Annotated in this window: 7 protein-coding genes and 1 pseudogene; all 8 read right to left on the bottom strand. The window is 69.4% G+C overall.

Annotation, left to right across the window (positions count from 1 at the left end):
• A pseudogene (locus IEY70_RS21135) lies at positions 1-214 on the bottom strand (IS5/IS1182 family transposase); the annotation flags it as partial.
• 139 nt (positions 215-353) lie between these two features.
• Positions 354-3,023, bottom strand: coding sequence for a right-handed parallel beta-helix repeat-containing protein (locus tag IEY70_RS18500; protein ID WP_189066501.1), 2,670 nt, complete (start codon positions 3,021-3,023; stop codon positions 354-356).
• A complete protein-coding gene (locus IEY70_RS18495) occupies positions 3,020-5,611 on the bottom strand; it encodes a hypothetical protein (protein ID WP_189066500.1) in 2,592 nt (863 codons plus the stop codon). The genes IEY70_RS18500 and IEY70_RS18495 overlap by 4 nt, the downstream gene beginning before the upstream one ends.
• 2 nt (positions 5,612-5,613) lie before the next feature.
• Positions 5,614-6,216, bottom strand: a complete 603-nt coding sequence (locus tag IEY70_RS18490; protein ID WP_189066499.1) for an OmpA family protein — start codon at positions 6,214-6,216, stop codon at positions 5,614-5,616.
• Between the two features lie 2 nt (positions 6,217-6,218).
• A complete protein-coding gene (locus tag IEY70_RS18485; protein WP_189066498.1) occupies positions 6,219-7,442 on the bottom strand; it encodes a hypothetical protein in 1,224 nt (407 codons plus the stop codon).
• Between the two features lie 3 nt (positions 7,443-7,445).
• Entirely contained in the window at positions 7,446-10,661 is a 3,216-nt protein-coding gene (locus IEY70_RS18480; RefSeq protein WP_189066497.1) for a tubulin-like doman-containing protein, read from the bottom strand.
• On the bottom strand, positions 10,662-10,991 hold the full coding sequence (locus IEY70_RS18475) for a hypothetical protein (RefSeq protein WP_189066496.1): 330 nt from the start codon (positions 10,989-10,991) through the stop codon (positions 10,662-10,664).
• Positions 10,991-12,265, bottom strand: a complete 1,275-nt coding sequence (locus IEY70_RS18470; RefSeq protein ID WP_229778071.1) for a hypothetical protein — start codon at positions 12,263-12,265, stop codon at positions 10,991-10,993. Before IEY70_RS18470 ends, IEY70_RS18475 begins: the two co-directional genes overlap by 1 nt.
• Positions 12,266-12,530 lie beyond the last annotated feature (265 nt).

Raw genomic sequence — 12,530 nt, 5'->3', positions numbered from 1 at the left:
CGAGAAACTGGAAAATCGTGACCAGGGCCAACCGCCAGGGCGCGTAGGCTGGTTGACCCCGAGTCGGGTAGAGGGACCGAAACTGATCGTCGGAGTAAACGGCGCCAAAGCAGTCTCGCAGTTGTGTAATGGTGTTGCCTTTGGGGAGGAGGATGCGGACGAGCTCGGCTGTCCGCGTCGGGATCTCGGCCGGAGGGGCTGCATGCAGGCTCATAGCGCATTGTTACCCCCACCCGGGAATTCGCCAACAGAGTCTAGTTCCAGCCAACTACCCCACGCCCGGAACCCGTTTTTCTCCCACTCGCCTCGCTCGGATTGAATGGTCTTTGCAGCCCACTCAATCGGGGTCCGTATCAGTACAGGGTGCAGTTGTCCTGAATGAAGTTCGGGCCGGCACTGTCGGGTGTCAGGTCGGCGCTGAGGTCCGGTCCGCTGTTGGCGTAACAGGTGTTGCCGTAACCGCTGCCCGAGGCGTTCTGCTTGTAGTAGATGCCGCCGCTGCCGTTGCCGGTCAGGGTGTTTTCAGTCACGTCGGGCGCCGCGTTCCCGGTGACGATCAGACCGTACAGGGCGTTGCCGTTGATCTGGTTGCCGCTGAGCGTCCCGGCGCTGCGTTCGGCCAGGACCACGCCGCTCTGCTTGCCGCCCGTGATGGTATTGGCGGTCAGTTCAGGTTCGGCGTCGCCCCAGGCGGCAATGCCGGGGTTGCCGCTGCCGGTGATGGTGTTGTTGCGGGCCTGACCGGCGGCGTACTCGCTGTACGCCAGTCCGTTCTCGCGGTTACGGTCGATGGTGTTGCTGTCCAGGGTGGGCCGCGAGTAGTCCATCATGCGGAACCCGGCGGTCCGGTTGCCCTGCACCGTGTTGCCACTGGCGACGCCGCCCGCGTTGTCGAAGTACGTGACGCCGCTCTGCCGGTTGCCCTGAATGATGTTCTGCTCCAGGGTGGGCGCGGCGCTGCCCTGCACGCCCACACCCTGAAGGGTGTTGTCCTCGATGGTGTTGCCGCTCAGGGTGGGCGCCGCCTGCTCGTAGATGGTCACGCCCCGCCCCCGGTTACCGCGGATGCGGTTGAAGGTGACGGTGGGCGTGGCCTGCCCGGCCACGTGAATGCCGTGCGCGCCGGTCGCCTCGATGGTGTTGCGCGTGACGGTGCCTTCACTGGCCTGACGGAACAGCAGGCCCCCGTCGCGGTTGCCGCTGAAGGTGCTGGTGGTCACGTCGGCGCGGCTGCTGTCACTGACGTACACACCGAAGGTGTTGCCGGTGAAGGTCGAGGCGTTCACGGTGGCCTGACCCTGCTCCTGCACCCACAGGCCACTGCCGTACTCGCTGAGATCGTCGTCCCGGACGGCCCCTGCGATCAGCACCCGTTCCAGGGTCAGTTGCCCGCCGTCCTGCCGGACACTGCGGGCAGGCAGGGTGCCGACGTGCGCGACACTCAGGTCGCGGAGCGTCACGCTGGCCTGCGAGAGAATCAGGGTGTCCTCGGCGGCGGCGCTGAACAGCACGGTGTCTTTCATGCCCGCGCCGCTCAGTGTCAGCGGACTGGTAATCGTGACGGGACGCTCCAGCCGGTACGCGCCGCCGGGCAGGACGACGTCCTCGCCGGATTCCAGGGCGGCCACCAGCGCGCGGGTTTCCTCGTCGCTGCGCAGCGGCAGGGTCAGGGAGGCCTTCACCCAGCCCGTCTGCCCGCCCGGCACGCCCGTGACGCGCAGCCAATCGCCCTGCTCCCCGAGAACCACGACGGAATCGCCGCGCGCCAGGGTCGAGACGACCTCGCCGTCACTGCCCGCCGAGGCCCGCACGTTCAGAACGGTCGTGTTCACCACGCTCACGTTCCGGTCCGGAACGGGCGTGGTCGCGCTGGATTCCGTGCCCGCTTCGTCCCCGGCGGGTGTTCCGGCCGGGTTGACCGGAACCGTCCCGGTTTCGGCGGGCGTGGCTGCGCTGACCCCCACTGCGCCCGGAGTCATGCTGGGCGCACCTGCCGCGACGGCCGGGCCAGCGGGGAAGGCGAGCCGCAGGGCCGCGCCCAGCAGCAGCGCCCCGGCGATCACGGCGGCGATCAGCGGCGCGCGGTTCCGGCGGGCCGGGACTGGCCGGGCAGTCCTGGGAGCAGCGGCGTGCCTGACCTGCGCGGTGACCTCCCTGTCAGGGGGAACGGCCGGTGTGGGCGGCGCGGCAGGTGTCGGAGGCGCGGCCGGCACGGGTTCCGGCTCGGCAGGTGCGGAGCGGCCCAGGACCTCCAGCACCTCGCTGGCGCTCACGCAGCGCTGCGCGGCGTCGAGGTGCAACGCATCGGTCAGGGCAGAACGCAGCGCGGCCGGCGTGCCAGCCGGGAGGGGCGGCAGCGGCACGCCCTGCAGCCGCGCGGACGCCGGAGGGCACGACAGGCCACTCAGGGCCTCGTGCAGCGTGGCGGCCAGGGCGTACACGTCCGACTGCGGACTGAACGCGCCCCCGGCGACCAGTTCCGGCGCGGCGTACCGCGGGTCGGGCGGCGCGCCCTGCCGCAGGTCCTGAAGGGCGCGGGCCGCCAGCGCGAAATCCGCCAGCAGCACCTGTCCCTGCGCGTCGAACCACACGCTGTCCGGCGACAGGCGGGCGTGCAGCAGCGCCTGCGTATGAGCGGCCGCCAGCGCCTGAAACAACGTGATGGCCAGTTCGTGTGCCGTGCCCGGCTGAAGGGGCCGCGCCTGCGTCAGGGACCGCAGGGTGCGGTGCAGGCGGTCCTGAAACACCACCACCTGCTGCTCGGGCGTGTCGTGCAGGTCCATCACGCGCGGCGCGGCCGGGTGCTGCACCTGCGCCATCAGGCGCGCGTGCCGCATGAATGCCTGCCGGACCCGCGCGCCCGTCGGGGAGTCCGCGTGCGGCGGCCCGAACACGGTCAGCAGCACCGACTCGCCCCAGTCGGTCTCGGCGCGGTACAGGTGTTCGTGCGGAGCCTCGCGCAGCAGGAACTTCACCGTGTACTGCCCGGCCACGCGGTCCCCGGCCGTGAGTGGATTGATCATGATGAAACCTCGCTGGAAGGCGCGCCTGCCAGAAGCTGGCGGCGCCTGTGAACGGCCGCGTTGATGTCCGGGTTCTTCAGTCGACTGACGAAGCGCAGCGCGCGGAGCGTCACGTGTTCATGCCCGACGACCGCCATGAACACGTTCATCTGCGCGAACGCCCGCTGTGAGGCCCGGCTGGTCACCCAGCCCCGCCAGCGTTCCACTGGCGCGGTCTTCCACAGGGGCGTGCTCTTCAACCAGCGCTCCGTGCGAATGTAGCGGTCGTACGCCGCGTCGTAGACGAGCGCTTCGAGCACCTTCCCGTCGGCCAGCGGATGCTGCGCGATGGAAAGGTGCAGTCGCGGATGACGGATCAGGGCCAGCAGCGCTTCCGGCGGGCACGCGGGATTGCGCAGCACGCCGCGCTGCACGTGATCCTGCGGGTCGTTCACGAGTTGCACCAGCAGGAGCGTGGGCGTCAGGGGATGCTCGGCGGCGGCGCGGCGCGCTCCGCTCTGCGTGTGGCGGGCCAGGGCCGTCAGGACCTCGGGGGTCACGCCGGGATGACGGGCCAGCGCGACCAGTTGCCCCTCGTCCTCGTCGGCGCGGGACGCCAGGTGCAGCAAGACGGGCGCCGTCAGTTCCGGACGCAGAATCAACCGCGAGCGGATGTCCGTCAGGGCGTCATCCGCCAGTCGGCGTTGCAGGGCGTACGGCAGTTCCTGCGGGCGCTTCAGGAGTGCGTGGCGGACCTCGGTGTCACTGTCCTCGGCGAGCAGCAGCAGCGTATCGTCGGCCGTGTTCGCGTGGCGCGCCACCCGGCGCCGCACCTTCCCCGCGTCACTCTGGGCGAGCAGGCGCAGCGCGTCCGGCGTGGCGTCCGGATGGGTGGCCTCGGCGTACTCCAGCTCATGCAGGTGATCTTGCACCTCACCCTGGTACCGCGGGTGACGGCGAATGTCCGGCCGCAGCGGCTGATCCACCAGTCGGCGTTTCAGGGCCGTGCCGGGCGCCGCCGGGTTCAGCACCACGTTCAACCGCACGTCCATCAGCGGATCCTCGCTCAGGTCGTCCAGCACGGGTTCCGGCGCGCTGCGGTTGCGACTGAGCGCCTGACGCACCCGCGCGTCGTGGCGGGGCAGGAACGCCAGTTGATCCGGCGGCGTCTCGTCATCCAGGGCCCGCGCGATCAGGCTGACCGCCGCGACCGGGTCACTGGTCAGGTGCCGCCGCGTGCCGTCCGGTAACTGCGGGTGCAGCGCAACCTGCGCCCGCACCAGCGGGTTACGGTCACGCGCCAGTTGTTCCACAGCGGGGCGGGGCGTGCCGGGAGCGGCACTCAGCGCCAGTTTCACCTGCCGCCGCCGGGTGGCCAGCGCCTCCGTCGCCGCGCTCTCGCTGATCGGGCCGCTGCGCAGGCGCGCCACGAACCGCACCCGCTCGTTCGGATCGGCCGCCAGGCGGGTCAGGATGTCCGGCGGGCACAGGGCGTGCGCGGCCACCGCCTCACGGATCATGAAGCCCTCGTCGCCCGCCAGGTGGTCCAGTGCTTCCGGGGGCGCGCTGGGATTACGCGCCACCTGCAGACGCACGGCGCGTTCACCGTCCCTGGACAGCCGGGTCAGGAGCTCACCGGGCGTGTTCGGGTGGGCCGCCACGCCCTCACGGATCGTGACGTGCTCCGCGTCCTGCGCCAGCCACAGCAGATCCTGCGGTGTCGCGTGCGGGTTCTCCGCCACGGCGGCCCGCACCCACCAGTCCGTGTCACGGCGAAGCCGCTCGCGTCCGGGACCGGGCAACGCCGGGTTGCGCGCCACGGCCGCCCGCTCCTCCCAGTCCCCCTCACGCGAGAACTGCAACAGCGTCTTCGCCGGCAGGGCGTGCCCGGCCAGCCGGATCAGCAGCGTCTCGCGGGCCTGACCGTACGGGTGGCGTCTGTCCAGCCATGCCAGCAACTCGACCGGAAGCAGTGGATGCCGCGCCGCGAGCCGCTGCAACCGCACGTCGTTCTCGATCAGCAGGGATTCCTCCAGCGTCAACTCGATGGGCTCCCGGCGCCGCCGGAGCTTCTCGCGCACCGAGTCCGCCGTGACGGGCGCCCCGGCCACGGCGGCAGGAGTGACACCGGCGGCCGGAGCGGCGGTCTTCAGGGGCGTGGCTGCAGCGACGCGGTAGGTGCGGCGTGCCGATCGCCGCAGGTTCCACGGGACCGAACGGTGCTGCGCGAGGTACTGCGCCAGCGTGAAGTCCTGCGCGGCCCGCTGTATGAACCACTGCTCGGTGCGGTTGACCTGCGTTTTCAGAATGACGGGCGTCAGGCCCCGCAGGGCCAGTGCAACCAGCGTCTCATCTGACGTCTGTGGGTGTCGGGCGGCCAGTGCCTGCGCGGCTGGCCCCAGGGTGGCCAGCAGGTCGAGTTGCCCGGTGGCCAGCCGGTCCGGGCTGCTCTCCGCGAACTCCAGCAGACTGAGAATTTCGGGCGGGCACTGCGGGTGAAGGCGGGCCTGGGCGCACACCCGTGGGTCGCTGTCAGTGGCCAGCAGACTCAGCCGCTGTGGGCTGGTCGTCGGCAGCGCCGCCTCCTCCAGAAGGGTCGGGGTCGCCATGCTCAGGGAGCGCTCTTCTGGGCGTACTCGACGACAATCTCGACGCGTTCGTTGCGGGGGTCGAATTTCACGCCGGCGTAGGAGGTCTGCCCGCCGCGCGCGGCAATGGCCAGCCGGTTGGGACTGATGCCGCCGCGCAGGTAGAAGGCCTCGGCGACGGCGCTGGCCCGCGCGGCCGACAGGTCCCAGCGTTCCGGCGTGCTGGGTTTGGACGTCTGGGTGTGGCCCTCGATGCGCACGCGTTTCCAGTTGACCTGCTCGGCCCGCAGCACGCGCGCGAACGCCACCAGCGCCGCCTGCCCGGCCGGGCTGAGTTTCGCGGTGTTGCCCTGGAACATGCCCTGCGAGCGGAACACCCAGCGCTGCGCGCCCGGCGGGTCGTTGCGCTGCGCGGGCGACAGCAGCAGCGGGCGCACGTCCAGCGGCGCGGCCCGGACGGCCTGCACGACCTTCTCCTGGGCGTTGCGGTACCGCACCTGTTCCCACCCGGCCTGCCCGACGGCCAGGATGCCGCCCAGGAAGAAGATCAGCACGAACACCAGGTTCAGGGTCAGGTCACTGAAGGCGATGTAGGGGTTGGTGTCGGCCTGTAATCGGGAGGTCACGGTCAGTCTCCGCTGACGGGCGCGCGGCCCAGCGTGCGCGTCAACTGCTCGAAGTTGCTGTCCAGGCGGGCGGCGTAGTTGCTCTGCTCGGTCTGGAAGACCTCTCCGGCCTTCTCGAACTTCCCGCTGGCGCGGCTCAGGGCGTCCCCGACGGTACTGACCCGTTCGAGCAGACGGGTGGTCTCGGTGGTGACGGTCTCCTGAAGGCGCGTGATGCTGGTCGCCTGGGCGCTGAGCTGCCCCGTGATCTCGTGGCTGCTGCTGCGCAGCGACGTGGCCGCGCCTTCCTGCGCCTGCACCAGGTCACTGACACCCTGGTTCAGTCCGGCCGTGAGTTGACGCACGGAGTCGTCCATGCTGCCGAACACCGTCTCGATCTGCGTGCTGGTGGCGGCCAGTTGCGTCAGGCTCTGGCCCAGCGTGTCGCCGGCCTGCTCCAGCACGGTTTCCAGTTGCCCGGCCACCTCCTGAAGGCGTTTGTGGATGTCCTGGAAGCTGTTCCCGGCGTCGCGCAGGTAACGGCCCATGCGTTCCATCTGGGAGGTGATCGCCCTGGGGAAGGTCGCGGGGACCAGTTCGGCGTGCACGAACCCGGTCAGTTGATCCTGGAAGGCTTCCTGCGTGCGGGACGCCAGGGTGTACACGATCCCGGTCCCCAGGCTCAGCAGGATGCCCCACAGGCTCGCGCCGAACGCGCCCTGCATGACACTCATGGTGTTCCCCAGCGCGTTCGCCAGTTCACCCGGCTCGGTGGCCCGCGCGGCGTTGCGGATCGGGCCGCTCAGGCTGCTGATCGATCCGGCCAGCCCGAACACCGTGCCCAGCAGTCCGGCCAGCATCAGCAGGTTGGGAATGTTGCGGGCGGCGGCGAGGTCCGCCTGACTGACCGTCACGACCGCCGCAGACGCGGCCTGCACGTCCGGTGTGGCCAGTCCGCGCGCGCGGGTCACGGCCACGACCGCCTGCCGCACCGCGCTGCCCGCCGGGAAGTCCTTCACGGCGGCCAGGGCGTCCTCGGCGACCTCGTCGGATTCGGGTGGGTCCTCGTTGTCCAGCGCCACGCTGATCTTCTGCCGCACCAGGTTCAGGCGGATCAGTTCGGCCCGGCGGGTGCTGGCGGCGCGGTTCAGTGCACGGGCGAAATACGCCAGCATGGGCAGCATGAACACCACCAGGGTGAACCATCCTTCCGGGCGTAACTTGAACAGAACGTCGATCAGTTCCACGGCTCAGACTCCCAGCGGGCTGTACGGCCGGCCGAAGGGGTGGTTCTCGCCTTCCGGGTGGTAACTGCACAGCAGACCGTTCTGGATGACTTCCTCGCGCGTGGCGCCGACGGGACCGCCACACACCTGACAGTAGAACCCGTCTTCCGGTGCACTCAGGCCGCGTGGCAGCGATTCGCCCTTGTTCATGTACAGACCGTTGATCATGTTGGTGTCGGGCGGGAAGGTTTCCAGCAGTGCCTGCCGCAGGCCGTCGTCGGCGGTCAGGTGCCGCATCAGCGCGGCGCGGGCCGTTGCGTCGTTCCAGTCCTCGACTGCGCGTGCCTGCCCCTGCTTGAGCTGCTGGTGCAGCCATTTCACGTAGGCCTTGCGGCCCTCGGCCTGCGAGTCGGCCGTACCGACGATGTGCTTCATGCGGGCCGTGATCTCGCTGTGCATCAGTGAGGAAGCGTTCGTGAGACTCAGGGGCGGCCTGGAGCTGTCCTTCGACTCGAACGCGAGCTTGCGGGCGGCCTTCCCGAACTTGCCGGGCAGGCGGCGCACCCGGCGTTCGGGTTCGTCGGCCTCGCCGGGCTGCATGGGCCAGTCCATGACGAGGTGCCCGGCTTCCAGGCGGGTCACGCCGTGCAGCGCCGACAGGAAGACCAGTTGCTCGGCGTCCTCGAGCTGGCTGATCTCGCGGTCGTTGATGGGCGTCCAGTCGATGTCGCTGCGCTTGCGGGTGAAGTAGTTGCTGAAGCGCTTGGGCTGGCTGAAGGACAGGGTGCGCACGTCGTCCGCGCCGCGCAGCGCGAAGCGGTACCACTCCTCGAGCATGACCACGCGGTACGGGTCGACTCCCGTGACTTCCTTGGCGGCCGGCGCCTTGTTCACCCAGGGCTGCACGGAACGGCGGAACTCGTCGGTCATGTTCATCCCGACCAGCAGCTTGCGCCGGGGCAGCGGGCTCATGGGGTCCACCTGTCCGAGCGGCTGGTTCAGCTGCAGGAACAGTTGCGCCTGCGTGGCGGCGTGCATGGCCTGACTGTTCGGGTCGAAGCTGGGGCTGCGCTGATCGTACAGGCGTTTCACGACGTCCTTACCGCCGCTGCGCAGCGACGCCTCGAAGGGTTCGAGCGCCATCTGCTCGAGCGCGTTCAGCTGCGCCCGCTCGAAGTTGTCCTGCCCGATGGCCCAGGGTCCCAGCAGCCAGTCCGGGTCGTTCACGCCGGGCATGACGCCGCGCGTCAGGGCCTGCCACGACTGGATCAGGCGCGAGGCGTGCGTTTCCTTGCCGCGCTCGTCGGTCGCGAGTTCCTCTTCCTTGTCGACGGTGCCGTGCGGGGACGGCTCGAACAGCGACAGGCCGTTCACGTTGGGCGTGTCGTTCTCCAGTTTCGCGCGCGCCTCACGCCAGCGGTCCGCCTGGTTGGTCAGGCGCTTACGCAGGCTCATCAGGCGGCGGGCGATCTTCTGCGTCTCCTCGTCGATCAGGGTCAGGGCGCCGGGCTCGGCTTTCTGGCCGCTGCCACGGTCCTGCAGGGCCTCGCGGATCTTCTGGTTCACGCGGGATTTCAGTTCGTCGTCCAGCGCGCGGCTCAGGGCGGGCAGCAGCTGCTTGCTGGCCTTGCCCTTCAGGAAGAACATGCCCAGCAGGGTGTTCGTGCGGATCGCGTCCAGCTGGTCGAGGACGCCGTTGGCGGCGCCGGTCTTGCCCTCGCCGGGCTCCCAGCCGCGCAGTTCGCCCACGCGGGGCTGCGCGGCCTGCATGATTTCCAGCAGCACGTTCGGGCCGCTGTCGTAGTCCAGCAGGCGCGAACCGACCATGCCGCGCACGTTCCCCATGATGCTGTCGGCCGCGCGGCGTCGGTTGTCGGTCACGGTCTCATGAACCAGTCCGCGCAGCCCGTCGCCGCGTTCCTTCCCGAAGGCGGCTCGCAGTTCGTCCAGGGCGCGGCGGGCCGCTTCGGGCTTGCCGGTGCGCACGGCGCGCATGATCTCGTTCTTCTTGGCGTCCAGGCTGGCGCGGATGCTGGCGCCGGATCCGTCCAGCAGCAGCGTCTCGGTCAGCGCCGGGATGGTCAGGCCCAGCGCGTCGAGGTCGTCACTGACGTTCCCCTCGTACTTACGGTCCTTCCAGCGGTCCACGGCGTGCACCAGCGTGCGGTACTTCAGGGCCTCCAGGATGCGGCGCATCGGGTACTCGATGGTCGACAGGCCGAACGTCGAGAACGCGAAGGCGCGGCCCTGCTGCACCGTGACCGGCCCGGCGTTCACCATGTACGCCATCGGGTCGGTTTCCGGCACGAACACGTTCAGGAACATGCGGTCCGCGATGGCGTTCGACAGGCGGGCCAGGTCGTTACCTTCCGTGCTGCTGGGGCGCAGCAGGTACACCAGGTCGTACGGCATGGCGTCGTTCGGCAGCACCTGGGTTCCCTCGGGCTTGTCCGGGAACTTGATGCTCCTGTAGCGCTCGGTATCGGTGTGCAGGTGGTACTGGTTCAGTTCGGCCAGCGCGTGGTACGCGTTGGTCTTCCAGATTTCCGCGTCGGGTTTCTGCGCGATGCCCAGGTCCGGGTGCGGCAGCGTGAACATGCCCAGCGTCTTTTCCTCGTCGTCGAGGATGGTGCGCAGCAGGATGCCCATGTCGCTGGCGGTGCCGCTGCACGTGCCGCCGCACAGGGTGCCGACCACGATCACGCGCACACCCGTCTGGCCGCTCGCGGCGTTCACGGCGAACTGCACGTTCGATTCCAGCCCGGCATTGTTGGCGTTCAGCGCGGATTTCGCCTGCGCCTCGGTCAGGCTGCGCAGGCGCGCGACCCGCTGCGAGATGGCGTTTTTCATCTCGTTGTAGTTCGGCGGGTACAGCAGCGCCAGTCGGCCCACCATGCGGATGTGTCCCGCGCCGGAGTCGATGCTCTGCGCCGGCAGCTGCTTGAGGGTCTCCAGGTCCGCCCAGGTCCGCAGGGCGATGCTGCTGTCGTACAGTTCCGGACGCTCGATCATGTCCCGCCAGGAGGTGGCCGGAACGCCCAGCGTCTTGAAGTCGTCGGTCCCGTTGAAGCGGTTGGGTTTGGCCACATCGGTCTCGACGGCCAGGAATTCCACCCAGGGGGCGCGGCCCAGACCGCCGACCTCCCAGTCGATGCGGTCGGCCAGGGCTTCGAGGATTTCCGTGCCGGTGCTGCCCAGTCCGATGACCAGGGTCTTGAAAACTCTCATGCTGTTTGCCATTTAGCGTTCCACTCCCATGCGGGTAAAGACGGCCGAGACGAGCAGCGTGAGCAGCAGGAACGTCACGCTGACGGCGACCATGTACATCAGGTCCGCCGGTTTGAACAGGAAGTACGCGGCGCAGCCCAGGCCCACGGCCAGCAGGATCAGCGACAGGCTCATCCCCTGACGGGCCGAGGCGACCGGCGTGCGGCCCCCCGCGCCGAACAGAATGTGGGCCAGTCCCACGGCCACGCCGTACCACAGCAGCATCGTCACGGCGACCGTGATCCAGAAGTTCACCTGCGTGAAGAGCGGCACGACCGGCCCGAAGAAGGTTGCTAGGTTCATCAGTTTTCTCCATCCAGCGACATCACGACGCTGCGAGTGATTTCCTTGGGAACGCCGCCGGGACCTCGGACCTCGCCCGTGAATTCCAGTGGTGCGTCCGGCGTTTCCGGGCGCAGCGTGACGGTGGCGCTGTCTCCCGCCACGACCCGCCCGCCCACGCTGCTCAGGCGGATGTCGTCGTGCACGCCGCGCACGCGGTAGTCCTTACCGATCCGCGTGATCTGCGCGACGGGCACGGGCGGCAGGCCCGCGACCGGCACGACCGGCATGTCGTCCTCGGCGGCGTACCCGGCCCCGGCGATCACGCAGAAGGGCCGCCCGGCGGGCATGTCGCGCACACTGAAGCTGGAATCGCCCACGCGTACCGAGCCGCGCCCGCCCCCCGCGCCGCCCCCACCGATCAGTTTCCATACGGCGAACCCGGCGCCACCCAGAACCAGCAGCGCGACCAGCAGGCCCGCCGGGTTGGGGCCGCCCTTTCCGCCATCCGTCCCGGTCTGCTTGGGCGCGTTCGTGCGCTGCTCGGTGCGCGTGCCGCCTGCCAGGGGCGCCGAGGTGAATGTCCTGGGAACGAACACCACGGCCTGCATCTGCCCCTGAATCTGCCGGGACGGGGTGCTGACCACGTACGGGAGGTTCAGGGTCGCGCCGTCCTGCGTGCCGCTCACGCGGGTCCAGTTGCCCAGCAGTTCCTGGTATTCGGGGGCGTTGGTGCCCATCACGCGGATTCCGGCCGCGCCCACGCTGGCCGCCGTGTTCGTCAGCAGGATCAGGACCGTGCCGGGCGCGTCGCTGAACTCGCGGGTCAGGGTCACGGCGGCGCGCTCCGTGTCGTGCCCGCCCACGCTGCCCACGGCGGGTGTGGTCGGCCACAGGTTGGCCGTGCGTTCCAGGTCGGCCTGTGCGTCGTTCCCGATGACCTGCGTCAGGCCCGCCGGGTTGCGGTACTCCCAGGTGTCCATCTCCCAGGCGCGCGCCGTGACCTGATCGCCCTGCACGGCCACCTTCTGCACGAACTGCGTGGCCAGTTCACGGGCCGCCTGCGCGCCCAGGGGATCGGCCTTGTAATGCCCGGTGCTGAAGGCAATGACCCAGTTCACCTGCGAGCGGTCCAGGTCGCCGCCTGCCGTGGTGACGGCCTCCTGAACCTGTTGCAACAGACGTTCGGCTCCGGGCGTGACGCTGCTGCGGTCCAGTTCCGCCTTCCCGGTTTCCTGGGCGGACGCGCTGACCAGCAGGGCCGCCGACAGCGCGGCGACGCGCAGCGCTTTCACGGGAGCCTCCCGGCGAGACGAACGGAATTAGAAGTGTGTGCCCACATGAAGCGGAGTATGGACTGCAAAACGCGAGCGTGTTGCCTCATTTGAGGAAAATGCCCGATTCATACAAGTTCGCCCCCTCTTCTTTGTGAATAACTGCATGAACACCCATCCGAAAGATGAGAAATCTCTCAGTGTTCTTGTCGTGTGCCCCGGACACGGGACGGCGCCGCCACGAGCCGCCACGCCCCGCCACGAGCCGCCACGCCCCGCCGCGAGC

The sequence above is a fragment of the Deinococcus seoulensis genome (assembly GCF_014648115.1).
Taxonomy (GTDB): domain Bacteria; phylum Deinococcota; class Deinococci; order Deinococcales; family Deinococcaceae; genus Deinococcus; species Deinococcus seoulensis.
The sequence above is the reverse complement of the archived record's forward strand: the minus strand, read 5'-3'. Positions and strand labels throughout refer to the sequence as shown.

Bases quoted from the DNA above. Each gene is read 5' to 3' on its own strand.
- IEY70_RS18495 (WP_189066500.1), bottom strand. From the start codon at position 5,611: ATGGCGACCCCGACCCTTCTGGAGGAGGCGGCGCTGCCGACGACCAGC.
- IEY70_RS18480 (WP_189066497.1), bottom strand. From the start codon at position 10,661: ATGGCAAACAGCATGAGAGTTTTCAAGACCCTGGTCATCGGACTGGGC.
- IEY70_RS18500 (WP_189066501.1), bottom strand. From the start codon at position 3,023: ATGATCAATCCACTCACGGCCGGGGACCGCGTGGCCGGGCAGTACACG.
- IEY70_RS18475 (WP_189066496.1), bottom strand. From the start codon at position 10,991: ATGAACCTAGCAACCTTCTTCGGGCCGGTCGTGCCGCTCTTCACGCAG.